The organism is Aureimonas sp. ME7, assembly GCF_903970965.1.
Lineage (GTDB): Bacteria > Pseudomonadota > Alphaproteobacteria > Rhizobiales > Rhizobiaceae > Aureimonas.
Genome location: NZ_CAJCKW010000010.1, coordinates 1 through 25,321, shown reverse-complemented (window position 1 = coordinate 25,321; position 25,321 = coordinate 1). Strand labels below are relative to the sequence as shown.

Here is a 25,321-nt window from a genome sequence, read left to right as displayed (position 1 = left end):
CGGGGGTCTTCCCGACGCCGGGGGCGAACGGGCCCCGCCTCGGCGTCGGTTTCTCGACCGGGTGCTCGACTGGGGCGAATGGTTTGTTCTCGCTAGGGAACTCGTCAGCCTGACGCTGTCCATCCTTCGATTTATCATGGGTCGCTGACCCGCGAACCCCTATTCGGCACGTAGACCGTAGAACGACGAAAGCTCAGAACGATATGCTGGAAATCCGCAACCTCCACGCACGTGTCGCCGACACCGATACGGAAATCCTGCGCGGGCTAGACCTGACGGTGGAGGACGGCGAAGTGGCCGCCATCATGGGGCCGAACGGTTCCGGCAAGTCCACGCTATCCTACATCATCGCGGGTCGAGAGGACTACGAGGTCACCGAAGGGGACATCCTCTACAACGGCGAATCCATCCTGGAGATGGACGCGGCGGAGCGCGCGGCATCCGGCGTCTTCCTGGCCTTCCAGTATCCTTTGGAGATCCCGGGCGTCGCCACGATGACGTTTCTGAAGACGGCCGTGAACTCGCAGCGCAAAGCGCGCGGCGAGGGCGAGCTGACGACGCCGGACTTCCTGCGACGCGTCAAGGCATCCGCCGCCGAACTGAAGATCGATGCGGACATGCTCAAGCGTCCGCTCAACGTCGGCTTTTCCGGCGGCGAGAAGAAGCGCGCCGAAATTCTTCAGATGGCGCTCTTGGAGCCGAAGCTCTGCGTCATGGACGAGACGGATTCCGGCCTCGACATCGACGCCTTGAAGATCGTGGCCGACGGGGTGAACGCTCTGCGCTCGCCCGAACGGTCGTTTCTGGTGATCACCCATTACCAGCGGCTTCTCGACTACATCGTGCCCGATCGCGTCCACGTTCTTTACAAGGGGCGCATCATCAAGTCGGGCGACAAGACGCTGGCGCTGCAACTCGAAAACGAAGGCTACGCCCAGATCATCGGCGAGGCGGCGTGATGGCGGAGGCTCGAGGTCCTGTCCGCACCAAGGCCGAGTTGGCCTTGATCGGGCGTGGCGAGGCGCTGGCGCCGACGGAAGCGCAGCGCAGCGCGCTTCAGGTCCTGGCGGACGAGGGGTTGCCTAGCCGGCGGGTCGAGGCGTGGCACTATACCGACCTGCGGCTCCTGCTGGGGCGCCAGTCGGAAGCTCATGGCGGTGCCGCCCCAAAGGGGGAACAGAATTACCTCACGCCTTTCCTTCCGAACAGCGTCGTCGTCGAGCTGGGACGAGTGCTGGCGGAGAACGACGTGGCGCCGGGGGTTTCGGTGCGTCATTCCGCCCAAAGCGCTCCCTATGACCAAGTGGTCAATCACCTCGACCGCTCGTTCGACACGGTGCGGACGCTGAACGTCGCGCTCGGCGCCTCTACCTCCCGCATCGAGATCTCCGCCGGTATCGGACCGGAGACCGCCGTGGAGTTGCGCCCCGCGCCCGCTGGTGGCGGGAGTCATGCGGCTTCGGACGTCGTCGTTCAAGGCGGCGCGCGGGCGACGCTGGTCGAGCGGGCCCCCGCCGGCGCGTTCGGCGATGTTTCGTCGTCCGTGCATCGGTTGGAGATCGGCGACGGCTCGGAGGTCCTCTGGGTCATTCTTCAGGAGAAGGGTGCCGACGAAACGCATCTCGGTCAGCTCAATGTCACGCTAGGTGCCGATTCCCGGTTGAAACTCTTCGTCTTCAACGGAGGCGGCGCGGTGGTGCGCCAGGAGGTTCATGCTGAGACGGTCGGCGAAGGAGCCGACATTCAGATTCGTGGCGTGAATCTTCTCCAGGACGGCCAGCACATCGACGTGACGACGACGCTGAACCACAACGTGGCGCATACGACCTCGACGGAAATCTTCCGTAACGTGGTGTTCGGCGGACACGGCGTGTTTCAGGGCATGATCCGCGTGGCCAAGGGTGCGCAGAAGACGGATGCGCGGCTGGCTTGCAATACCCTTCTTCTGTCCGACGACGGGGACTTTTCGGCCAAGCCAGAGCTCGAGATCTTCGCTGACGACGTGCAGTGCGGGCACGGCGCGACGGCCGGCGAGATCAATGCCGACCATCTCTTCTATCTGATGAGCCGCGGTATCCCGGAAGCGCCCGCACGGGCGCTGCTGATCAAAGCGTTCCTCGACGAGGTCGTGGAGGATCTCGAACACGAAGCCGCCGTCGAGGCGCTCGAAGCGCGCATCGACGAGTGGCTCGGCCGCACCCGCTAAGGCGCCTGCGTTCTCAAACGCACCGCCGAACGGTAGGGCGTCCATGTCCGTGATCGACGCCGATTGGAGTTGAAGCCATGACGACTGAAACGCTCGCCACGAAGGCCTACGATGTGGACGCGATCCGTCGGGATTTCCCGATCCTGTCGCGAACGGTTCACGGCAACCCGCTGGTCTATCTCGACAACGGCGCCTCTGCGCAGAAGCCGGAACGCGTTCTCGACGCGATCCGATCCGCCTATGCCGAGAACTATGCCAACGTTCATCGCGGCCTCCACTTCCTTTCCAACAAGGCGACGGAGGACTTCGAGGCCGCGCGCGAGACCGTACGGGTGTTTCTGAACGCGGCCAGCCGGGACGAGATCGTATTCACGCGTTCGGCGACGGAAGCGATCAACCTCGTCGCCTACGGCTACGGCATGCCGGAGATCGGGGAGGGCGACGAGATCGTCCTGACCGTCATGGAGCATCACTCCAATATCGTGCCCTGGCATTTCATCCGCGAACGGCAGGGCGCCAAGCTGGTCTTCGTGCCGGTTGCGGACGACGGTTCCATTACGCTGGCCGACTTCGAGCGTGCGCTTTCGCCCCGCACGAAGCTTGTTGCGTTCACCCATATGTCCAACGTTCTGGGCACGGTGACGCCTGCCAAGGAGGTGACCGCGCTGGCTCACTCTCGCGGCATTCCCGTCCTCGTCGACGGCAGCCAGGGCGCTGTGCATCTGCCGGTCGACGTCCAGGATATCGGCTGCGACTTCTATGTCCTGACCGGTCATAAGGTCTATGGCCCGACGGGAATTGGCGTCCTCTACGGCAAGTTCGAAATGCTCGATCGCATGCGGCCGTTCAACGGCGGTGGCGAGATGATCGTAGAGGTCAGCGAGGAAGCTGTGACCTATAATGCGCCGCCGCATCGCTTCGAGGCGGGAACGCCGCCGATCGCGCAGGCGATCGGGCTTGCGGCTGCGCTCGACTATATGAACTCCGTGGGACGGGGAAGGATCGCGGAGCACGAAGAGACGCTTCGGGATTATGCGCACGAGCGACTGGAGTCCATTCCGGGTCTGCGGATCTATGGAAATGCTCCCGGCAAGGGCGCGATCGTTTCCTTCGATCTGGAGGGGATCCACGCGCATGACGTTTCCATGGTCATCGACCGGGAGGGCGTCGCTGTTCGCGCCGGCACCCACTGCGCCCAGCCTCTGTTGAAGCGGTTCGGCGCGACTTCGACTTGCCGGGCCTCGTTCGGTATGTACAACACGCTGGCGGAAGTGGATCGCCTGGCCGACGCGCTGGAAAAGGCGCGACGGTTCTTCGCTTGAGGACACACGTCATGACCGACGATATCACCCATCCCCACAAGATCGACGTTTCCGACGCCCCATCGACCGAGGCGGATCGTGTCCAGTCCAACCTGGAAACGGCCGGCGATACCGCAGCATCCTCCATTCCGGCGGAAGAACTAGCGCGGTTGACCGACGATATCGTGGCTGCGTTGAAGACGGTCTACGATCCCGAAATCCCGGCCGACATTTACGAGCTGGGTTTGATCTACAAGATCGACATCGACGACGACCGCAATGTCGATATCGAGATGACGCTGACGGCGCCTGGCTGCCCAGTTGCCGGCGAGATGCCGGGTTGGGTCGAGAATGCCGTGGGTTCGGTTGGTGGCGTCCAACTCGTCAAGGTCGAACTCGTGTTCGATCCGCCGTGGACGCCGGACCGGATGAGCGAAGAGGCTCAGGTCGCCGTCGGCTGGTTCTGACGACATCTCCTGGAGCGTGAAGACGTGCGGTGGATGGGCGCGATCTCAGCCTCGCCGGTTGCGATTACTCGGCCCGACAGCCATCTATGGGGCAGCACACTTTGAGGAGTCGCGGTATGGGCCGTTTTTCCGTTGTCACGATGACCGATGCCGCCGCCGAGCGCGTGCGATCGGTGATGGCCGCGCAAGGCGAAGACGCGGTCGGCATCCGGGTCGGCGTCAAGAAGGGCGGCTGCGCGGGCATGGAATACACGATCGAGATCGCGCGGGACACGAAGGTCGGCGAGGATATGACCGAGCACGAGGGCGCGCGTGTGTTCGTCGCGCCCGAGGCGGTCCTTTTCCTGCTTGGCACGCAGATGGACTACGAGGAAACGACGCTTCGCTCCGGGTTCGTGTTCAAGAACCCGAACCAGACATCGGCCTGCGGCTGTGGTGAGTCTGTCGAACTCCGGCCTGCCAGCGGAATGGCAACCGCCTGACAGGCACGCGGCGATCCAGATCAGGCGACGCTGGTCTGGATCAACATGAAGGCCGGGACGTCTTCGCCGAAGCCCACTGGGGACGATTCGTCGTGAGACGAGCCGGAGCGCTGATGCGAACCGCGACCGCCGGCGCTCCTGCCGCTCTCGTTTCGGCGCCCAGTTTCGGCGCGTGGGCGAGCGCGCTCCGCGGGCGCCGTTGCCGGAATGGCGTCGAGAAGGCTCGATGCCGCTTCCTCGACATCGACCGGGCTTTCCACCGACGCTTCTACGACGCTTTCTCGGCGTTCCTTGCTGCTTGAACGGCCGCCCTTCGCCGAGGATGAACGACGAGGCGTGCGCTCGCGGCGACCTTTCTTGCCGTCGGTCTCCTCATCGGAGTTTGCCAATTGGGGCAGCGAGGACAAGTCACCGTCCAGCCATTCGATCTGCTGGGTCGTCATCGTTTCGATGGCGTCGAGATATTTCTTGTCCGCCTTGGACACGAGCGTAAACGCCTTGCCCGACCGACCCGCGCGGCCCGTTCGCCCGATGCGGTGGACATAGTCCTCCGCATGGATGGGGACGTCGAAATTGAAGACGTGGCTCACCATCGGGATGTCGAGACCTCGCGCCGCGACGTCGGAGGCGACGAGAAGGGTAATCTTGTTGTCGCGGAACGCCTGCAGCGTCATCGTCCGCGCGCGCTGATCCATGTCGCCATGGAGGGCGCCGACCGAGAATCCGTGCTTTTCCAGCGAGCGGAACAGCAGCGAAACGTCGCGCTTGCGGTTGCAGAAGATGATCGCGTTGGTCAGATCGTCGCCCTGTGCGCGGATGACCCGACGCAGTGTGTCGCGCTTCTCGTAGTCTTCCTTCGACGTCGCGACGAGCCGCTGCTCTACCGTCTGGGCGGTGGACGACGCCTTGGCGACTTCGACGCGAACCGGGTTCTGCAGAAATTGGTCGGCAAGTCGCGTGATCTCCGGCGGCATCGTGGCCGAGAAGAAAAGAGTCTGCCGCGTGAACGGGATCATCTTGCAGATGCGCTCGATGTCCGGAATGAACCCCATGTCGAGCATACGATCGGCTTCGTCGATCACCAGGATCTCGACGCCGGTCATCAGAAGGCGGCCGCGCTCGAAATGATCGAGAAGACGACCGGGCGTCGCGATCAGAACATCGACGCCGCGCTCGAGCTTCTTGTTCTGCTCTTCGAACGAGACGCCGCCGATGAGAAGCGCGACGTTGAGGCGCTGGTTGACACCGTATTTGACGAAAGATTCCTCGACTTGCGCGGCGAGTTCGCGCGTCGGCTCGATGATCAGCGTGCGCGGCATGCGGGCCCTGGCGCGACCTTGCTCCAGGAGGGTCAGCATCGGCAGAACGAAAGAAGCTGTCTTGCCGGTTCCCGTTTGCGCAATGCCAAGAACGTCACGGCGTTGTAGGGCGTGCGGAATGGCCTGTGCCTGAATCGGCGTCGGCTCGGTGTAGCCTGCACCTTCGACGGCTGCGAGAACCTTGTCGCTCAGTCCGAGATCGGAAAATGGCATAAGATCGAAAGGTCTCTTGCTGTCGGACAGCGTCCGAAGTAACTTCTGGTCGCCCTCCGGCGATAGGCTTCCCGTCCGCACATGTCAACCGATGCGCGAGACGTCAAGTCGCTGATTTGCCAAGAATTCCGGTTTTCTACTACCTTCGAAGACTGTGAACCAGGCATGCGGGTGGAGCGCGTCAACCTCGCATCGGCATCACCCATCAGTTCGAGGCGGGACCGAATCTATAGGGCTGGCCGGGCGCAACGAAGAGTTCGTAGGTCTCAGTAATCTCGCCATCCAACGGGACGATGTCGAAGAACAGCGTCAGATTGCTTTCCTGACCCTCCGCCGGAGCATCCGCTCGGTAACCGACGATCGCACCCTGCACGGTCTGGATCTCGGTGACCTCAGTGCTGTTGACGACCACAGCTTTCCCATCCCGCTCCTCAACCTGCTGATAGAAGAAGCGATTGCCCTTCGTCTCGCCCACGGACTGGGTCATGATCGTGCGCCAAACGCCGTTCCGATCGCCTTCCGCCCAAGGGCCGACAATCTGAACGTCGCCGATCATCGGGGACAGATTGGCGATCGCCGAAAGCACGTCCGCATTCTGATCGGCGACATTGGGCTGCGCCGAAGGCGAAGGCTGATCGCCAGGCGCGGCAGGGGACTGCGCTGCTGGCTGTTGTGGGACGGGCACGGGTGTTGCGGGAGGCTCCTGCGCCGAGACGTTGGCAGAAAAAGCCGTGGCAGCTGCCAGTATCGATAAACGTCGGATCATCGCTGCATCCCTCACGCCAAACGCCCGCTCAAAGGTCGAGATCTTCCACGAAGGCTGCGCGATCCTGGATGAACCGGAAGCGAGCTTCGGGCTTGTTGCCCATCAGGGCATCGACAGCTCCCGCAGTACCAGCTTCGGGCGAGGCGTCAATCTCGACGCGAAGAAGGGTGCGCTTGCGCGGGTCCATCGTCGTTTCCTTGAGCTGCGCCGGGAGCATCTCTCCCAGCCCCTTGAAGCGGCTCACTTCGACCTTTCCCTTACCCTTGAATTCGCGGGCGACGATGCGTTCTCGGTCGGCGTCATCGCGGGCGTAGATCGTTTTGCCACCCTGCGTCAGCTTGTAAAGGGGCGGAACCGCCAGAAACAGGTGATGACCCCGGATGAGCTCGGGCATCTCCTGAAAGAAGAAGGTGATCAGAAGCGAGGCGATATGCGCGCCGTCCACGTCCGCGTCGGTCATGATGATCACGCGTTCGTAGCGCAGATCGTCGTCGCGGTACTTGCCGCGCGTGCCGCAGCCGAGAGCCAGAGTGAGGTCGGCGAGCTGCTGGTTGGCGCCGAGCTTCTCTCGACCCGCCGATGCGACGTTCAGGATCTTACCTCGAAGCGGCAGGATGGCCTGGCGTGCGCGGTCGCGCGCCTGTTTGGCGGACCCGCCGGCCGAATCGCCCTCCACGATGAAGAGTTCGGCACCCGCGGCACCCGTCTGCGAGCAGTCGGCCAGCTTGCCGGGAAGGCGGAGCTTGCGGGTGGCCGTCTTGCGACTGACTTCCTTTTCCTGCTTCCGGCGAAGACGCTCGTCGGCGCGTTCGACGACCCAGTCGATCAGCCTGGCCGCATCCTGCGGCGAGGATGCCAGCCAGATATCGAACGAATCGCGGATCGCCGCCTCGACGAGACGTTGAGCTTCGACGGTGGCGAGGCGGTCCTTCGTCTGCCCGACGAACTCCGGCTCGCGCACGAAGATCGACAGCATGGCGGAGGCCGTGACCATCACGTCGTCGGCGGTGATGCCGGCAGCCTTCCGGTTGCCGGTCATCTCGCCGAACGCCTTCAGTCCGCGCAGAAGAACGGAACGGAGCCCGGTTTCGTGGGTGCCGCCCTCCGGCGTCGGGATCGTGTTCACGTAGGACCGCACGACACCGTCCTCGGGCGTCCAGGACACGGCCCATTCCACCGCGCCGTGGCCGGATACCTTTTCCGTACGGCCGGAGAAGATCTGGCTGGTAATGCGCTGCTGGCCCCCCAGCGACGTGTCGAGATAGTCCTTCAGGCCACCGGGGAAGTGGAAACTGGCGCGAGCCGGAACCTTGCCGTCGACCGGCAGCAGTTCGGGATCGCAGTTCCAGCGAATCTCGACGCCGCCGAAGAGATAGGCCTTCGAACGTGCCATCGCGAAGAGCCGCGCCGCGACGAACGTGGCGCCGGCGCCGAAGATCGTCGTATCCGGCTTGAATCGGATGCGTGTTCCCCGGCGGTTCTGGACTTCGCCGACTTCCTGCAGGTCGGACGTCGCGATGCCGCGCGAATAGGTCTGACGATAGAGTTTGCGATTGCGGGCGACCTCGACCTCGAGTTCGCTCGATAGCGCATTCACCACCGACACGCCGACGCCGTGAAGACCGCCGGACGTCTCGTAGACTTTGGAATCGAACTTTCCGCCGGCATGCAGCGTGGTCATGATGACCTCGAGCGCGGACTTGTCCCGGTACTTCGGATGGGCGTCGATCGGGATGCCGCGACCGTTGTCCGTAACGGAGAGGAAGCCTTCCTTGTCGAGCGAGACCTCGATGAAATTGGCGTGGCCTGCCACAGCCTCGTCCATCGAGTTGTCGATCACTTCGGCAAATAGATGATGGAGAGCCTTTTCGTCCGTGCCGCCGATATACATGCCGGGGCGACGGCGAACGGGCTCGAGCCCCTCGAGGACCTCGATATCGGCGGCAGTGTACTCGGCCGACGTGGCGACAGGCGCTTCGGGAGCAGGTGTTTCCACCGGGCGACGCGCGGTGGCGCGAGGCGCGCCGCCGACGAAAAGGTCCTGCTTCATGCCGACACCTGCCTGCGACCGGTGCCGCGTTCAACGAGCGTTCTGTCCATGCGCCGGAGGTAGCCCCTCGATAAATGTTCTGCAAGCGTTCTCGTTGGCTGCCGCAATTGCCTCGCGCCAAGCTATGGCGGTTATCGGCAAACTGGCGCTCCGGCGCAACGGTTTCGGCGACGGTGGGCGGTGTAGTGTCCTGGGGAAACGGAGGAGGCGATGGGGCTGAGCATGTTGCGCACAGGTGGGTTGTGGTCGGCGGTTGCGGCGTTCTGCATGGCAAGCGTCTGTGTGAATGCAGCGGAGTTCGCACCCTTCAAGGACGACTTGTTTGCCTATCCTCAGCCTACGGCCAGCCTTGATGGCGGTCGGCTTTTGGACGTGCCCTATAGCGAAGCCAGAGATATCGACCAGCGAGACGAGATCCCCGAACGAAGGGTTCGCCGAAACTACGTAGACCTTGCCCCGTCGCTATCGACCGAGGACGGCGTCTTCGCATCGTCGTCCGGTCCGTTGCGATACAGCCGTGTCGGCTCTGCGCAGTCGCCATCCACCATCGTGATTTTCGTTCATGGCCGCAACGGCGATCGCCGCCTCGGGATGAACGACTGGTCCTTCGGCGGGAACTTCAATCGGCTGAAGAACCTACTGCTGAGAGGGGGCGGGGAGTATCTGACCGTGGATGGTGGACGCCTCGACGAAAGCGAGTCACGCAGGATCGCCGAGTTCGCAGCGGACCTCAAAGCGAAGCAACCGGCCGCACGCTTGGTGATCGTTTGCGCTTCTATGGGCGGGCAGGTCTGCTGGAACTTAAGCAAAGACGTGCATGCGCCGTTGCTCGACGGGATGATATTGCTCGGCGCCGATAGCGACATATCTCGGTTCGAAGGCTGGCGTGCCCGGAGCGAACGCGCCGTTCCTCTGCTTCTCGCTCACGGGACGCGCGACCCAGTCTATGCGTTCGGACGTCAGAAGGCTTTTTTCGAAAGCGTCCGCAAGACGCATTCGAACTACCCCATTCGCTTCGTCGGGTTCGACGACGGAAACCACGGGACGCCGGTGCGAATGATCGATTGGCGAGACGCGCTCAACTGGATCGCCGAAGTGAAGCGTTGAAACGAAGAAGGCCCCCGCAAGCGGAGGCCTCCGATTATTCCAGCCGTCGGTCGATCAGACCGAGTAGTACATGTCGAATTCGACCGGATGCGGGGTCATTTCGAAACGCAGCACTTCGGCCATCTTCAGGTCGATGAAGGCATCGATCTGATCGTCGTCGAACACGCCGCCGGCCTTCAGGTAGTCGCGGTCGGCATCCAGGCTTTCCATCGCTTCGCGCAGCGAGCGGCAGACCGTCGGGATTTCCTTCAGCTCTTCCGGCGGCAGGTCGTAGAGATCCTTGTCCATGGCGGCGCCCGGATGGATCTTGTTCTTGATGCCGTCGAGGCCGGCCATCAGCATGGCCGAGAAGGCGAGGTAGGGGTTCGCCGTCGGATCCGGGAAGCGGACCTCGACGCGCTTGGCCTTTGGCGACTGGCCGAACGGAATGCGGCAGGACGCCGAACGGTTGCGCGCCGAGTAAGCGAGCAGCACGGGCGCCTCGTAGCCCGGAACCAGGCGCTTGAAGGCGTTGGTGGACGGGTTGGTGAAGGCGTTCAGCGACTTGGCATGCTTGATGATGCCGCCGATGTAGAACAGCGCGTTCTCGGACAGACCCGCGTACTCGTTGCCGGCGAAGGTCGGCTTGCCGCCCTTCCAGATCGACTGGTGGACGTGCATGCCCGAGCCGTTGTCGCCGAAGATCGGCTTCGGCATGAAGGTCGCCGTCTTGCCGTAGGCGTTGGCGACCTGATGGATCACGTACTTGTAGATCTGCATCTTGTCGGCGTTGCGGACCAGCGTGTCGAACTTGATGCCGAGTTCGTGCTGAGCCGCGGCCACCTCGTGGTGATGCTTCTCGACGGAAACGCCCATCTCGGCCATCACCGTCAGCATCTCAGAGCGCATGTCCTGGCAGCTGTCGATCGGCGGAACCGGGAAGTAGCCGCCCTTGACGCGGGGACGATGGCCGAGGTTACCGGTCTCGTACTCGCTATCGTCGTTGGACGGCAGTTCCGTCGAGTCGAGCTTGAAGCCCGTGTTGTACGGATCGGCCTTGTAGCGGACGTCGTCGAAGATGAAGAACTCGGCCTCGGGCCCGAAATAGGCGGTGTCGCCGATACCGGACTGGTTGAGATAGGCTTCGGCCTTCTTGGCGGTGCCGCGCGGATCGCGGTTATAGGCCTCGCCCGAAACCGGATCGAGGATGTCGCAGTAGATGACCATGGTCGACTGCGCGAAGAACGGGTCCATGTGGGCCGTCTCCGGGTCGGGCATGAGCGTCATGTCCGACTCGTTGATGGCCTTCCAGCCGGCGATCGACGAACCGTCGAACATCGTGCCTTCGGAGAACATGTCTTCATCGACGATGGTCTGGTCCATCGTGACGTGCTGAAGCTTGCCCTTGGGGTCCGTGAAGCGCAGGTCGACGAACTTGACGTCGTTGTCCTTGATCTGCTTCAGAATATCGTTGCCCGAAGTCATGGGTGTCCTTCCTGTTTGGACGACTGAACTCGTGGAACGGCCTCGATCGAGGCCGATATCAGATGGCGTCGACGCCGCTTTCGCCGGTGCGGATGCGCACCGCTTCCTCGACAGGGGAAACGAAGATCTTTCCATCGCCAATCCGGCCGGTCTGCGCAGCCTTGCGGATGGCCTCGACCGCTGCCTCGACAGCCTCGTCGGAAAGCACGATCTCGATCTTCACCTTGGGGAGAAAGTCGACGACGTATTCGGCGCCGCGATACAGCTCGGTATGGCCCTTCTGGCGCCCGAACCCTTTCGCCTCGATGACGGTGATGCCCTGAAGGCCGGCTTCCTGAAGAGCCTCCTTCACCTCGTCGAGCTTGAAAGGCTTGATGATCGCTTCGACCTTCTTCACCGACGTGCGTCCCCCATCTTCATGCGCATGGTCCAAGCACCTCGGCATTCTCGTCATGGCCGCCTGGACCGGCATCAACGCCGCTCCAAGCTTCCCAGCCGGCCGCTTCGGGACATCTATGTATCGGATGCGGAACCCCGTGGCCAGCATTCGACCCGCGTCGTATGATGAATTTTTGTGCAATTTCTGCGCTATTTATGTGCAACAGATCGAAGAAGGCGCAAGGTGCATCCTTCACACCAGAAAACGGCTCTGATCGATGCAGATGCCGTTCGAACAGTCGATCGTCGCTACATCGAGGCGGGCGGACTATTGAGTGAGCTCGTGGAGCAGGCAGGTGGCCAAGTGGCTGACGCCGTGCGGTCGAGCGTACCCAACGGATCGAGAATAGCATTCCTCATCGGACCTGGACTGAACGGAGCAGACGCGAAAGCCGCCGCTCGGCTCCTGGCCGATGAATACGCCGTTGCGCTCTATGGACCAGAGGCGGCGAAGGGAATGCGGGAATACGGGGGCATCGAGGTTGCCGTTCGCCCTTGCGAGGACTTCGCGCCGGAAGGCTACGACGGCATCGTCGATGGTCTATTCGGGGTCGGCTTGTCCCGACCCCTTGAAGGACCGATCGGCGAAATGGTTCGGCGCACGAACCAGTCCAGTGCCATCGTCGTATCGATCGATCTGCCGAGCGGGATCGACAGCGTGTCGGGAGCGGTTCGGGGCGTGGCCGTTCGCGCCGACGTGACCGTCACCTTCGACCGTCGCAAGCCGGGGCATCTCCTGATGCCGGGACGATCGCTCTGCGGGAACCTGATCGTCGCCGAACTTGGCATGCCGTCAGGAGCCTTTCAGGACATTACGCCCGTCGCCTACGCGAACGAGCTGGAATTCTGGATCGACGAACTCCGTCAGCCGGGAATGTCAGGCCATAAGTACGATCGCGGCCACGCCGTCATCTTTTCAGGACCGGCGGCGAAAAGTGGGGCCGCAAGATTGTCGGCGATGGGAGCGCTTCGTGCGGGCGCAGGCCTGGTGACGATCGCTGGGAGAACCGACGACCTGAATGTGCTCGCCGCACAGACCACGGCGATCATGCTGATGGGGTGCGATCGTATGGCGGATGTGGAAGCGATGACCGCGGACGAGCGCTTGAACGCCTTCGTCATCGGTCCGGGCTTCTCGAACATGGAGAGCGCGAGGTCTTACGTGACCCACCTCGTCCGTAGCGATCGACGCGTGGTGATCGACGCCGACGCGATCACGGCGTTTGCAGGAGCGCCTGACGAGCTCTTCGAGATATGCCGGAGTCACCCATCCCAGATCGTCCTCACGCCGCATGGGGGTGAGTTCCGGCGACTGTTCGCCGATATCGCCCAGGATGAAAGCTCTTCGAAGATCGCGAAGGCTCGCGCTGCGGCCGAGCGATCTTCGGCCGTCGTGGTGTTCAAGGGCGCGGACTCGGTGATCGCCGCACCGGACGGGCGAGTCGCGGTCAATGCGACCGGCACTCCTTGGCTGGCGACGGCCGGAACCGGCGACGTGTTGGCAGGTATCATCGCCGCGCAGATCGCTCAGGGTGTTCCCTCGTTCGAGGCCGCCTGCATCGGCGTATGGATGCACGGCCGGGCAGCCGAGTTCTTCGGTCCCGGCCTGATATCGGAGGATCTGCCGAATATGCTTCCGCAGGTGCACGCGGCCCTGGCGGAAAGGATTCGCAATAGACACCCGCGTTGAAGCTACTCCGCCGCCTCGGCTTTGGTGATCGGACGACGTACGAGAAGCTCCTTGAGGAACCGCCCGGTATGGGACCGCGGAGCCTCGACGATCGCTTCCGGCGTTCCGACGGCCACGATCTGTCCGCCACCGTCGCCGCCTTCCGGACCGATGTCGATCACCCAGTCCGCCGTCTTGATCACCTCGAGATTGTGCTCGATGACGACCACCGTGTTGCCTTGGTCGACGAGTTCGTGGAGCACTTCGAGAAGCTTCGCCACGTCGTGGAAATGAAGGCCGGTCGTCGGCTCGTCGAGGATGTAGAGCGTGCGCCCGGTCGCCTTGCGGGCTAGTTCCTTGGCGAGCTTGACGCGCTGCGCCTCGCCGCCCGAGAGCGTCGTGGCCTGCTGACCGACCTTGATATAGCCGAGCCCGACCTCCTTCAGCGTTATCAGCTTGTCACGAACGGCGGGAACGGCGGCGAAGAACTCGACACCCTCCTCGACGGTCATGTCGAGGACGTCGGCGATCGACTTCTCCTTGAACGTCACCTCCAGCGTTTCGCGGTTGTATCGCTTCCCGTGGCATACATCGCAGGTGACATACACGTCCGGCAGGAAGTGCATCTCGATCTTCAGGACGCCGTCGCCCTGACAGGCTTCGCAGCGACCGCCCTTGACGTTGAAGGAGAAGCGGCCCGGCTGATAACCCCGCGCTTTCGCCTCGGGTAGCCCGGCGAACCAGTCGCGGATCGGTGTGAACGCGCCGGTATAGGTCGCCGGGTTCGAACGCGGGGTACGGCCGATCGGCGACTGGTCAATGTCGATGACCTTGTCGAGAAGCTCCAGACCGTCGACGCGATCATGGTCTGCCGGCACGTCGCGCGCGTTGCCGATGCGCCGTGCGGCGGCCTTGAAGAGCGTCTCGATCAGGAACGTGGACTTGCCGCCGCCCGATACGCCGGTCACGCAGGTGAACAATCCCATCGGCACTTCGGCAGAAACGTTCTTCAGGTTGTTGCCGCGCGCGTTGACGACCTTGATCGCCTTACCTTTTTGCGCCTTGCGGCGAACTGCCGGTACGGGCACGCCGCGCGTCCCCGACAGGTAGGCGCCCGTCAGCGAGTTCGGATCGGCCATCACCTCCTGCGGTGTGCCGGACGAAATGACCTGGCCGCCATGGATGCCGGCCGCCGGGCCGATATCGACGACATGATCCGCCATCATGATGGCGTCCTCGTCGTGCTCGACGACGATCACCGTGTTGCCGATATCGCGCAGGTGCTTGAGCGTCGCCAGCAGACGCTCGTTGTCGCGCTGATGCAGGCCGATCGACGGCTCGTCCAGAACGTAGAGAACCCCCGTCAGCCCGGAGCCGATCTGCGACGCCAGACGAATGCGCTGGCTCTCACCGCCGGACAGCGTTCCCGAGGATCGCGACAGGGTAAGATATTCCAAACCGACGTCGTTGAGGAACCGGAGCCGTTCGCGAATTTCCTTCAAAATTCGGACCGCGATGTCGTTCTGCTTCTGCGTCAGATGTTCGGGAAGCGTCTCGAACCATTCTCCCGCCTGACGGATCGAAAGCTCGGTGACCTCGCCGACATGTCGGTTGTTGACCTTCACCGCGAGAGCCTCGGGCTTCAGGCGATAGCCGGCGCAGGCGGGGCAGGGAATCGCCGACATGTAGCGCTCGATCTCCTCGCGCGACCAGGCGGAATCGGTTTCTTTCCATCGCCGTTCGAGGTTGGGCACGATCCCTTCGAACGTCTTCGTCGTCGAGTAGGACCGGAGCCCGTCGTTGTACTTGAACTCGATTTTGGTCTTGCCGGTGCCATTCAGGATCGCCTGACGCGCACTTTCCGGCAGGGCGGACCATCGATCGGTCTGCTTGAAGCCGTATTCGCGGCCCAGCGCCTCGAGGGTCTGCCCGTAATAAGGAGACGTGGACTTCGCCCATGGCGCGATCGCGCCGTTCTTCAGCGTCCGGTTCTCGTCGGGAACGATGAGCTTCGGATCGATCTGCTGCTGTGCGCCCAGGCCGTCGCAGCGCGGGCAGGCGCCGAACGGGTTGTTGAACGAAAACAGTCGCGGCTCGATCTCCGGGATGGTGAAGCCCGATACGGGGCAGGCGAACTTCTCGGAGAAGAGGAGTTGCCGAGGCTTTCCATTCTCGTCCGTCCCATCAGCGAATTCGGCGACGGCAAGGCCCTCGGCCAGGCGCAAGGCGGTTTCGAGAGAATCGGCAAGGCGGGACTGGATATCGCCGCGAACCACGACGCGGTCCACCACCACGTCGATATCGTGCTTGAACTTCTTGTCGAGCGCCGGTGCGTCGGCGATGTCATAGAACTCCCCGTCGATGCGAACGCGCTGGAAGCCCTTCTTCTGGAGTTCCGCCAGTTCCTTCTTGTACTCGCCCTTCCGGCCACGGATCATCGGCGCGAGGAGATAAAGGCGGCTGCCTTCCTCCAACGCCATGATCCGGTCCACCATCTGGCTGACCGTCTGGCTCTCGATCGGCAGGCCCGTCGCCGGAGAATAGGGAACGCCGACGCGTGCGAAGAGCAGGCGCAGGTAGTCGTAGATCTCGGTGACAGTGCCGACGGTCGAGCGCGGGTTCTTCGATGTCGTCTTCTGTTCGATCGAGATGGCCGGTGATAGCCCGTCGATCTGGTCGACGTCCGGCTTCTGCATCATCTCCAGGAACTGGCGCGCATAGGCCGAAAGGCTTTCGACGTAGCGCCTTTGCCCTTCCGCGTAGATCGTATCGAAGGCGAGCGACGACTTGCCCGAACCGGACAGCCCCGTCATCACGATCAGCTTGTCCCGGGGAAGGTCGAGATCGACGTTCTTCAGGTTGTGCTCTCGCGCACCGCGAATGGAGATGACGTTCTTCATGGGTTCGGGCGTTCGCTCTTGCTGACCTTGCCACCCATATCGGCGCGGCGGTCGAAGTTTCAAAGCGGGCGGCGACGATACGGGGCATGTATCGACATCGTTCCGCATTTGTTCTAGCCATTCGTCGGATGGCTCGCAATCGGTGCCTTGGGTGTTTCCGAATTCTTGACGATATTGCCCTCAGGTAGCACGTCCGGACGTCCACGGTCCGCTAAGTTCGCATTATGGAATCACGAGAGGTCAGAGATGGCAGGCAGCGTCAACAAGGTGATCCTGGTGGGCAATCTCGGCGCCGACCCCGAGATCCGACGCCTCAACTCAGGTGACGCCGTGGTCAACCTTCGGATCGCGACGTCGGAAACGTGGCGCGACAAGGCTTCGGGCGAGCGCAAGGAGCGCACCGAATGGCATAGCGTCGTCATCTTCAACGAAGGCCTCGTGAAGGTCGCCGAGCAGTTCCTGAAGAAGGGCTCCAAGGTCTACGTCGAGGGACAGTTGCAGACCCGCTCCTGGGACGATCAGTCCGGCCAGAAGCGCTACACCACGGAAATCGTGCTGCAGCGGTTCCGCGGTGAGCTGCAGATGCTCGACGGCCGGGGTGAGGGCGGCGGTTCCTTCGAAGGCAGTGGCGGCGGCGGTGGCGAGCGTTCCGGCGGCCGTTCGGGCGGCGGCGGCGGTTATAGTCGTGGCGGCGGCGACCGAGGCGGGTCGGGCGGCGGAAACTACGGCGGTGGCGGTGGCGGGCGTCCGTCGGACGACATGGACGACGAAATTCCGTTCTGACGAGCGGATCGTCAGGGTGCGGGGAGAAGGAAAACCGCCTTCACCCCGTCGCTGACGAATTGGACGGCCAGCGCGGCGAGGAGAACGCCGAGCAGCCGCGTGATGACCGCCCTTCCGGTCTGGCCGATGAGACGCTCGAAGCGATCGGCCAGCGCCAGGATCGCGAATGTCGCGCCGATCGTGACGGCAATGACGGCAAGAAGGCTGAGCTGCCCGGCGACGCCTGGGAGATCGCCCGATAGGAGGATCACGGCGGAGATTGCGCCGGGCCCCGCCATGAGGGGGATTGCCAGCGGGACGGCTGCGATCTCTCCGACATCGTGCTCGCTCATGGCGGTTTGCGCGTCCTTTTCCTTCCGGGTCTTGCGCTTCTCGAACACCAATTCGAACGCGATCCAGAACAGGAACAGGCCGCCGGCGATCCGGAACGCCCCGAGCGATATGCCGAGCGTCTCGATCACGCGAAGCCCGGTCAGGCTGAAAACCGCGAGAATGCCGAACGCGATCAGGCATCCGTTCCGGGCGATGCGGCGACGGTGCGCCATCGTCATTCCGGGCGTCAGCCCGAGGAAGATCGGCGCGAGACCGATCGGATCGATGATGACGAAAAGCGTCGCGAATCCGTTCAGCAGTATTTCGATCATCCCGCATGGCCCTTCGTCACCCTGAGCCTCCATAACCGATATGACGCGAGGCGCCACCACGCGATTGGGAAGGCCCGATATCGCCTCAAGCCGCGCAGCTTCACGCCGATTGCGAACCTGATTCGGAGAAAAACCGTAAGCCGCTGGCGTATATAAGAAATTCCGACGTCCGAAATTTGCCAGTCGGGTTCGCGCTGTCGTATAAGACGTTCGCGTTTCTCGTAGGAAATTCCCTTGTCCGACATCACCTCCGATCTGCCGCCCGAGCGCCCCACGGGCATCGAACCGGTTTCCATCATCGAGGAGATGCAGCGCTCCTATCTCGATTACGCGATGAGCGTGATCGTCAGCCGCGCGTTGCCGGATGTCAGGGACGGGTTGAAGCCGGTGCATCGGCGCGTCCTTTTCGCGATGAGCGAGATGGGGCTCGTCTGGAACAAGTCCTTCCGTAAGTCGGCCGGCGTCGTCGGCGAGGTGATGGGCAAGTACCATCCGCATGGCGACGCCTCGATCTACGACGCGCTGGTGCGTATGGCGCAAGACTTCTCGCTCCGGGCACCGCTGATCGACGGACAGGGCAATTTCGGATCGATCGACGGCGATCCGCCAGCGGCGATGCGCTACACCGAATGCCGGCTCGAGAAGGTGTCGGAAGCGATCCTGACGGATATCGACAAGGAAACGGTCGATTTTCAGGAGAACTACGACGGGCGCGAGCTCGAGCCCGTGGTGCTGCCGGCACGCGTGCCGAACCTGCTGCTCAATGGCTCGGGCGGCATCGCCGTCGGCATGGCGACGAACATTCCGCCCCACAATCTCGGAGAACTGATCGACGGCTGCGTCGCTCTCATCGACAATCCGGCGATTGAGCTCCCCGACCTCATGGAAATCATCCCCGGGCCCGATTTTCCGACCGGGGCGATCGTGCTTGGCAGGGCCGGGATTCAGAGCGCCTACTCCACGGGGCGCGGGTCGATCCTCATGCGGGGCAAGGTGCATGTCGAGGACATGCGCGGCGATCGCGAAGCCATCGTCATCACCGAGATTCCGTATCAGGTGAACAAGGCGACGATGATCGAGAAGATGGCCGATCTCGTGCGCGAGAAGCGCATCGAAGGCATCTCCGATATTCGCGACGAAAGCGATCGCGAGGGCTACCGGGTCGTGGTCGAGCTCAAGCGCGACGCTTCGTCAGACGTCGTCCTCAACCAGCTTTATCGGTTCACCCCGCTCCAGACGACCTTCGGCGCCAACATGGTGGCCCTGAACGGCGGCAAGCCGGAGCAGATGAACCTACTCGACATGCTGACGGCCTTCGTCGCGTTTCGCGAGGAGGTCGTTCAGCGTCGGACCAAGTACCTCCTGCGCAAGGCGCGGGAGCGGGCGCACGTCCTGGTCGGGCTTGCGATCGCGGTGGCCAATATCGACGAGATCATCCGCCTGATCCGCCACGCGCCCGATCCGGCGACGGCGCGCGAGCAGTTGATGGCAAGGGAGTGGGAGGCGAAGGACGTCGCCCCGCTGATCCGCCTCATCGACGATCCGCGCCACCGCATCAGCGAACAGGGAACCTATCGGCTTTCCGAAACGCAGGCGCGTGCCATTCTCGATCTTCGACTTCAGCGCCTGACGGCGCTCGGCCGCGACGAGATCGCGGACGAGTTGAACGCGATCGGCGCCGAGATCCGCGACTACCTCGAAATTCTGTCGTCTCGCGTTCGCGTTCGCGAGATTATCAAGGAAGAGCTTGCGGCTGCCCGCGAAGAGTTCGCGACGCCTCGGCGGACCGAGCTTCTGGAAGGCGCAGCCGATCTCGATGACGAGGACCTGATTCCCCGTGAGGACATGGTCGTCACCGTCAGCCACGGCGGGTACATCAAGCGCGTACCGCTTGCGACCTACCGCGCCCAGCGACGGGGCGGGAAGGGCCGGTCCGGCATGTCCTTGAAGGACGATGACGACTCGGTGACGCGCCTGTTCGTGGCCAATACCCACACGCCGGTGCTGTTCTTCTCTTCGCGCGGCATCGTCTACAAGGAGAAGGTCTGGCGACTGCCGTTGGCCACGCCACAGTCGCGCGGCAAGGCTCTGGTCAACATGCTACCGCTCGATAAGGGCGAGCGGATCACCTCGATTCTGCCCTTGCCGAACGACGAGGGCACGGCCGAGCGGTTGAACGTCATGTTCGCGACGACAAAGGGCACCGTTCGCCGCAACAAGCTATCGGACTTCACGCAGGTCAATCGCAACGGCAAGATCGCCATGAAGCTCGACGATTTCGGCGACGAGATCCTGGCTGTCGCGGTTTGCGGTGAAGACGACGACGTGCTTCTGACCGCCGCCAGCGGCCAATGCATTCGATTCCCCGTTCCCGATGTGCGTGTTTTCGCCGGCCGCAATTCCGTCGGGGTCCGCGGTATGGCTTTGGGCGAGGGTGACCGGCTGATCTCGATGTCGATCCTACGCCATGTCGATGCGACTGCGGCAGAGCGAGCCGCCTATCTTCGGATGCGCCGGGCCGTAGAAGGCGAAGGCGGTTCCGCAGATACGGGCACGGACGAAGAGGCTGTGGAGGAAGTCTCGCTCAGCCAGGAGCGCTACGCATTCCTGAGCGCTGCCGAGGAGTTCGTTCTGACGTTGAGCGAATTCGGCTACGGGAAACGGTCGTCTTCCTACGATTTCCGCACGAGTGGGCGGGGGGGGAAGGGCATACGAGCGACCGACATCTCGCGACTGCAGGATATCGGACGCCTAGTGGCCGGCTTTCCCGTCGAAGCCGACGATCAGGTTCTGATGATTTCAGATCGCGGACAGATGATCCGCGTTCCGGTGGAGGGTATCCGCGTTGCGGGTCGCGCCACGAAGGGTGTTACGATCTTCAATACCGCTGAGAACGAGAAGATCGTTTCGGTGGAGCGCATTCCCGATCAGGGTTCGGCCGAAGCAGAGGCCTCGGACGATGGTCTTAGCCCTGAGAACCCTGCAGCCTAGAGGTCATCTTTCGGCATTTGCGGCAGCTTTTGAAGCTGCCGCCTAGAGGTCAGCCGAAGAAGCGGGGCTTGCGAACGGTGGCTACGGCACGCTGTTTGCTGGCTTCGTTATGCATGGCGACCACAGTCGCCGTTACGAGAGATGCGACCATCGTCAGCGAGAGCGCGAAAACCAACATCGTATGTCTCCATTACCTGCAGCCATAATGCCAAAGGTTGACGAATCGTTCCCGCCGTGAACGCCTTGGATGGTGGCGATACGTCAAACTCGCCGTGGCAAGTTGGCGCATACGTCGTTTCGAAACGGTAATGCGGGGGCGTCGCCCGAGAGGCGGGCTCGTTCATGGTAAAGGAACACGGAAGCCGTGAGGATCGGTCTCTATGCCGGCAGTTTCGACCCGCTGACGCTCGGCCATCTCCATGTCATCGAGCGCGCGTCAGAGCTTGTCGATAAGCTGGTCGTTTCCGTGGGCATCCATCCCGGCAAGACGACCCTTTTCTCAGCCCACGAGCGGTCTCTTCTCATCGAGACTGTGCTCGACGGGAGAAAGTCGAAGGAAGCGGCGATCGAGGTCTCCTTCTTCTCCGATCTCGTGGTCCAAGAAGCGGATCGACACGGTGCCCAAACCTTGTTCAGGGGCATTCGCGACGGTACGGACCTGGATTACGAGATGCAGATGTCGGCGATGAATGCGGGTCTTGCCCCTCATCTCTCGACCGTCTTCATACCGGCGTCTCTCACGACGAGGCCCATTACCGCCACATTGGTTCGTCAGATCGCACGGATGGGCGGAGACGTTTCGAAGTTCGTTCCCGAACCTGTCGCCGCCGCTTTCAAACGCAAGCTTTCCCCTATCTGAGAGCCCATTGGAGAACGTTGTATGAAGTATCTTGCTGCAGTTGGTCTGGCCTTGGGCGTAGCGACACTCGCAGCCAGCCCATCGGCCTTCGCCCAGTCGGCCGACGCCAAGAACACCCTCGTGATCGAAACCAACAAGGGCGAGATCGACATCGCGCTTCGTCCCGATCTGGCTCCGAAGCATGTGGCGCAGATTGAGGCGCTCGCGAAGGAAGGCTTCTACAACGGCGTCGTTTTCCACCGTGTCATCGATGGCTTCATGGCGCAGACCGGCGATCCCACCGGAACCGGCATGGGCGGGTCCAAGAAGCCCGATCTTGCGGCCGAGTTTACCGATACGCCGTTCAAGCGGGGCGTCGTGGGAATGGCACGCGCGCAGGATCCAAACTCCGCGAACTCGCAGTTCTTCATCATGCTTGCGGACGGAGACTTCCTGAACGGCCAGTACACGGTGGTGGGCGAGGTCACCAAGGGCATGGATGTGGTCGACAAGATCAAGAAGGGCAGTGAAGCCAACAATGGTACGGTCGAAAACCCCGACAAGATGCTGAAGGTCGAGGTCGGCGGCTCGGGCCAGTAACATTCGCCTTGCAACTCGCATGGCCTTCAGCCATGCACCCGTCAAACAAACGCGGCGCGAAGCAACACGCGCCGTATTCCAACTTGGAGAGACACGATGGCCTACGACGATCCCGAGAACACGCTGGTGCTCGAAACGACGAAAGGCCAAGTCGTCATCAAGCTTCGCCCGGATCTCGCGCCCGGTCACGTCGAACGGGTGAAGGAGCTCGCGCGTGACAAGTTCTATGACGGCGTGGTCTTCCACCGCGTGATCGAAGGCTTCATGGCGCAAACCGGCGATCCGACGGGCACCGGCACGGGCGGGTCGGACAAGCCGGACCTGAAGGCGGAGTTCAGTGCCGAGCCGCACAAGCGCGGAACGGTTTCGGCTGCCCGCACGGCGAACCCGAACAGTGCCAACTCGCAATTCTTCATCTGCTTCGAACGCGCCCCTTGGCTCGATCGGCAGTATTCGGTTTGGGGCGAGGTGACAGAAGGGATGGACGTGGTCGACAAGATCAAGCGCGGCGAGCCCGTTCGCGACCCCGATTCGATCACGACGATGCGCGTTGCCGCCGATCTCTGAGCGGCGTCGACGTGAAAGTCGATCTCTTCGATTTCGAACTTCCGGAAGAGCGGGTCGCGTTGCGGCCCGCTCTTCCGCGTGAATCGGCCAAGCTCTTGCATGTCCTCGCATCGGGCGAACTGCGAGATCGGCACGTCGGCGACCTGAGCTCGCTTCTGCGAGATGGAGATGTCCTCGTTTTCAACGATACGAAGGTCATTCCCGCGCAGTTGTTCGGGCATCGCTTTCGCTCAGGGTCGGACGGCGCAACGACCGACGTCGCCGTGCAGGCGACCCTCCATATGCGCACTGCGGAAGACCAGTGGAAGGCTTTCGTGCGCCCGGGCCGCCGCATCAGGGAGGGGGACAAGTTGGAGTTTCGCGCTTCCTCCGCCGCTAGTGCAGATGGAAGCGTGCTTGCCGCGATCGTCGTCGCCAAAGACGGCAGCGAGGTCGATCTCCAATTCGAGGTTACCGGCGCGGAACTGGATCGGCGAATTGCTGAGGTAGGGCAGGTGCCTCTGCCGCCCTATATCGCGTCCAAACGCAAGATCGACGAAGACGACAGCCGCGACTACCAGACGATCTTCGCGCAGGCGGAGGGCGCCGTAGCGGCTCCGACCGCCGGCTTGCACTTCACGCCGCAACTCTTCGAAGCGTTAGATGGACGAGGCATCGAGCGCGAGTTCCTGACCCTCCATGTCGGCGCTGGCACCTTTCTACCGGTCAAGGCGGACGACACGGCCGAACATCGGATGCATAGCGAGATCGGCATGATCTCCGAGGCGGTCGCGAATCGATTGCAAGCCGCGCGCGACGACGGACGACGGGTGGTGGCGATCGGCACGACATCGTTGAGACTGCTCGAGTCGGCCGCCTGGACGACCGGACGTATCGAACCCTTCTCCGGTCCGACGGACATCTTCATCACCCCGGGCTTCGAGTTCCGAGCGGTCGATGCACTGATGACGAATTTCCATCTGCCGCGTTCGACGCTTTTCATGCTGGTCTCCGCCTTCTGTGGGCTCGATCGCATGCGAGCCGCCTACGATCACGCGATCGCCGGCAACTACCGGTTCTATTCCTACGGGGATTCCAGCCTTTTGGAGAGGGTCTCTTGACTGAGTTCGGCTTCGAGATTCTCGCGCGGGACGGTTTGGCCCGCCGCGGAACCGTCATGACCGGACGCGGAGCCATCCGTACTCCCGCTTTCATGCCGGTCGGCACGGCGGGAACGGTCAAGGCGATGTATCTCGACCAGGTGCGCGACCTTGGGTCCGACATCATTCTCGGCAACACCTATCACCTGATGCTGCGGCCGGGAGCCGAGCGCGTGGCTCGGTTGGGCGGCCTGCACGAGTTCGCACGTTGGCCATATCCCATCCTGACCGACTCCGGCGGGTTTCAGGTGATGTCGCTGTCGGGTCTGCGAAAGATGTCGGAACAGGGCGTCACGTTCCGCTCCCATATCGATGGATCCATCCACGAGATGAGTCCCGAACGCTCGATCGAGATTCAGGGGTTGTTGGATAGCGATATCCAGATGCAGCTCGACGAATGCATCCGCCTACCGGCGGAGCGACCGGAGATCGAGCGGGCTATGGAACTGTCGCTGCGTTGGGCGGAACGCTGCGCAGTGGCGTTCGGCACCCAGTCAGGCAAGGCCATGTTCGGTATCGTCCAAGGCGGCGACGATGCTGCGTTGCGCGTCCGTTCGGCGGAGCGCCTCCGAGACATGGACCTGAAGGGATATGCCGTTGGAGGCCTCGCGGTCGGCGAACCGCAGGACGTGATGTTGCGGATCCTGGATGAAACGGTTCCGGTCCTTCCCACGGAGAAGCCGAGATATCTCATGGGTGTCGGCACTCCGGACGATATTCTGAAGTCGATCGCGCGCGGTATCGATATGTTCGACTGCGTGATGCCGACGCGAGCCGGACGTCATGGACTGGCTTTCACGCGGCACGGGCGCATCAATTTGAAGAATGCGCGTCATGCGGAAGACGCGTCCCCGCTCGACGACACCTCGTCCTGTCCGGCATCGCGAGACTTTTCACGCGCCTACCTGCATCATCTCGTTCGATCGAACGAGGCCCTTGGTGCGATGCTGCTGACTTGGAACAACCTCGCATACTACCAGACCCTGATGGCTGGAGCTCGAGCTGCCATCGAGGCAGGGACGTATGCCGATTACGTTGAGGGGACGACGCAAGGCTGGGAAGAGGGAAGGGGTGCTGCGTGAACGCGGTGCTGAGCGCATTAGAGGCCCAAGGGTAAGCGCCCGACAAGTTTTTCGACTTTTTCTCAAAAACCCTGTTGACCTTCCCCGGTGGTTCCCCCTATACACCGCTCATCGACGACGGCGGTGGCGCCGGGGCGGACGGGACGGGGCCTTGAGGTTCTGAAGCGTCAGCCGGGAAGTTGAGCTGACGGTTGGTTCTGGGGGATTTCTTCCGGGGTTGGCTGGTTCGGCTCGGTTTTGCGCCTCTTGGAGTGTCGGACGAGGTTTTTCGAGTGATGCGTTGAGCATGCTTGGG

Annotated in this window: 22 protein-coding genes; 14 read left to right on the top strand and 8 right to left on the bottom strand. The window is 62.6% G+C overall.

What is annotated here, in order from left to right:
- Positions 1–203: 203 nt before the first annotated feature.
- The 5 genes from sufC (at position 204) to sufA (ending at position 4,456) form a co-directional block, all read left to right on the top strand.
- Complete coding sequence (sufC, locus tag H7A85_RS16185; RefSeq protein ID WP_182087002.1) at positions 204–959, top strand: Fe-S cluster assembly ATPase SufC; 756 nt, start codon at positions 204–206, stop codon at positions 957–959.
- Positions 959–2,206, top strand: a complete 1,248-nt coding sequence (sufD, locus tag H7A85_RS16180) for a Fe-S cluster assembly protein SufD (RefSeq protein WP_182087001.1) — start codon at positions 959–961, stop codon at positions 2,204–2,206. The genes sufC and sufD overlap by 1 nt, the downstream gene beginning before the upstream one ends.
- 77 nt (positions 2,207–2,283) lie before the next feature.
- Complete coding sequence (locus H7A85_RS16175; protein WP_182087000.1) at positions 2,284–3,528, top strand: cysteine desulfurase; 1,245 nt, start codon at positions 2,284–2,286, stop codon at positions 3,526–3,528.
- 11 nt (positions 3,529–3,539) lie between these two features.
- Entirely contained in the window at positions 3,540–3,974 is a 435-nt protein-coding gene (locus H7A85_RS16170; protein ID WP_182086999.1) for an SUF system Fe-S cluster assembly protein, read from the top strand.
- Positions 3,975–4,090: 116 nt separating this feature from the next.
- Positions 4,091–4,456: a Fe-S cluster assembly scaffold SufA gene (sufA, locus tag H7A85_RS16165; protein WP_182086998.1), complete on the top strand. Its 366-nt coding sequence runs from the start codon at positions 4,091–4,093 to the stop codon at positions 4,454–4,456.
- A gap of 20 nt (positions 4,457–4,476) precedes the next feature.
- Here the strand turns inward: sufA and H7A85_RS16160 are convergent, their stop codons facing one another.
- From H7A85_RS16160 to parE, 3 genes are all read right to left on the bottom strand, one after another.
- Positions 4,477–5,988 (bottom strand): DEAD/DEAH box helicase, encoded by a 1,512-nt coding sequence (locus H7A85_RS16160; protein WP_182086997.1) that lies wholly within the window; start codon positions 5,986–5,988, stop codon positions 4,477–4,479.
- A gap of 205 nt (positions 5,989–6,193) precedes the next feature.
- On the bottom strand, positions 6,194–6,769 hold the full coding sequence (locus H7A85_RS16155) for a hypothetical protein (RefSeq protein WP_182086996.1): 576 nt from the start codon (positions 6,767–6,769) through the stop codon (positions 6,194–6,196).
- Between the two features lie 13 nt (positions 6,770–6,782).
- Positions 6,783–8,804: a DNA topoisomerase IV subunit B gene (gene parE, locus H7A85_RS16150; RefSeq protein ID WP_182086995.1), complete on the bottom strand. Its 2,022-nt coding sequence runs from the start codon at positions 8,802–8,804 to the stop codon at positions 6,783–6,785.
- 222 nt (positions 8,805–9,026) lie between these two features.
- Here parE and H7A85_RS16145 point away from each other — a divergent pair, with 222 nt between their 5' ends.
- Positions 9,027–9,911, top strand: coding sequence for an alpha/beta fold hydrolase (locus H7A85_RS16145; protein ID WP_182086994.1), 885 nt, complete (start codon positions 9,027–9,029; stop codon positions 9,909–9,911).
- A gap of 54 nt (positions 9,912–9,965) precedes the next feature.
- Here H7A85_RS16145 and glnA read toward each other — a convergent pair whose 3' ends face one another.
- Positions 9,966–11,375 carry a type I glutamate--ammonia ligase gene (gene glnA, locus H7A85_RS16140; RefSeq protein WP_182086993.1) on the bottom strand — a complete coding sequence of 470 codons (1,410 nt, stop codon included), beginning with the start codon at positions 11,373–11,375 and terminating at the stop codon, positions 9,966–9,968.
- Positions 11,376–11,433: 58 nt separating this feature from the next.
- On the bottom strand, positions 11,434–11,772 hold the full coding sequence (locus H7A85_RS16135) for a P-II family nitrogen regulator (protein ID WP_182086992.1): 339 nt from the start codon (positions 11,770–11,772) through the stop codon (positions 11,434–11,436).
- 177 nt (positions 11,773–11,949) lie between these two features.
- Between H7A85_RS16135 and H7A85_RS16130 the strand changes: the two genes are divergently transcribed.
- Positions 11,950–13,503: an NAD(P)H-hydrate dehydratase gene (locus H7A85_RS16130; RefSeq protein WP_244631237.1), complete on the top strand. Its 1,554-nt coding sequence runs from the start codon at positions 11,950–11,952 to the stop codon at positions 13,501–13,503.
- A gap of 2 nt (positions 13,504–13,505) precedes the next feature.
- Here the strand turns inward: H7A85_RS16130 and uvrA are convergent, their stop codons facing one another.
- On the bottom strand, positions 13,506–16,382 hold the full coding sequence (gene uvrA / locus H7A85_RS16125; RefSeq protein ID WP_182086991.1) for an excinuclease ABC subunit UvrA: 2,877 nt from the start codon (positions 16,380–16,382) through the stop codon (positions 13,506–13,508).
- A 246-nt stretch (positions 16,383–16,628) separates the two neighbouring features.
- Here uvrA and ssb point away from each other — a divergent pair, with 246 nt between their 5' ends.
- Positions 16,629–17,165 carry a single-stranded DNA-binding protein gene (gene ssb / locus H7A85_RS16120; RefSeq protein ID WP_182086990.1) on the top strand — a complete coding sequence of 179 codons (537 nt, stop codon included), beginning with the start codon at positions 16,629–16,631 and terminating at the stop codon, positions 17,163–17,165.
- Positions 17,166–17,176: 11 nt separating this feature from the next.
- Here ssb and H7A85_RS16115 read toward each other — a convergent pair whose 3' ends face one another.
- Positions 17,177–17,809: a MarC family protein gene (locus tag H7A85_RS16115; RefSeq protein WP_182086989.1), complete on the bottom strand. Its 633-nt coding sequence runs from the start codon at positions 17,807–17,809 to the stop codon at positions 17,177–17,179.
- 255 nt (positions 17,810–18,064) lie between these two features.
- On the opposite strand from H7A85_RS16115, the gene gyrA reads away from it, so the two are divergent.
- Entirely contained in the window at positions 18,065–20,800 is a 2,736-nt protein-coding gene (gene gyrA, locus H7A85_RS16110; protein WP_280514930.1) for a DNA gyrase subunit A, read from the top strand.
- A gap of 49 nt (positions 20,801–20,849) precedes the next feature.
- Here the strand turns inward: gyrA and H7A85_RS21010 are convergent, their stop codons facing one another.
- The gene (locus tag H7A85_RS21010) at positions 20,850–20,978 is read right to left on the bottom strand and encodes a hypothetical protein (RefSeq protein ID WP_280514929.1); all 129 of its coding nucleotides are present in this window, start codon (positions 20,976–20,978) and stop codon (positions 20,850–20,852) included.
- Positions 20,979–21,164: 186 nt separating this feature from the next.
- On the opposite strand from H7A85_RS21010, the gene coaD reads away from it, so the two are divergent.
- The 5 genes from coaD (at position 21,165) to tgt (ending at position 25,026) form a co-directional block, all read left to right on the top strand.
- Complete coding sequence (coaD, locus tag H7A85_RS16105) at positions 21,165–21,659, top strand: pantetheine-phosphate adenylyltransferase (RefSeq protein WP_182086988.1); 495 nt, start codon at positions 21,165–21,167, stop codon at positions 21,657–21,659.
- Positions 21,660–21,680: 21 nt separating this feature from the next.
- Positions 21,681–22,238: a peptidylprolyl isomerase gene (locus H7A85_RS16100; protein ID WP_182086987.1), complete on the top strand. Its 558-nt coding sequence runs from the start codon at positions 21,681–21,683 to the stop codon at positions 22,236–22,238.
- 96 nt (positions 22,239–22,334) lie between these two features.
- Positions 22,335–22,805, top strand: a complete 471-nt coding sequence (locus H7A85_RS16095; RefSeq protein WP_182086986.1) for a peptidylprolyl isomerase — start codon at positions 22,335–22,337, stop codon at positions 22,803–22,805.
- A gap of 11 nt (positions 22,806–22,816) precedes the next feature.
- Positions 22,817–23,905 carry a tRNA preQ1(34) S-adenosylmethionine ribosyltransferase-isomerase QueA gene (queA, locus tag H7A85_RS16090; protein ID WP_182086985.1) on the top strand — a complete coding sequence of 363 codons (1,089 nt, stop codon included), beginning with the start codon at positions 22,817–22,819 and terminating at the stop codon, positions 23,903–23,905.
- Positions 23,902–25,026, top strand: coding sequence for a tRNA guanosine(34) transglycosylase Tgt (gene tgt / locus H7A85_RS16085; RefSeq protein ID WP_182086984.1), 1,125 nt, complete (start codon positions 23,902–23,904; stop codon positions 25,024–25,026). The genes queA and tgt overlap by 4 nt, the downstream gene beginning before the upstream one ends.
- Positions 25,027–25,321: the final 295 nt, after the last annotated feature.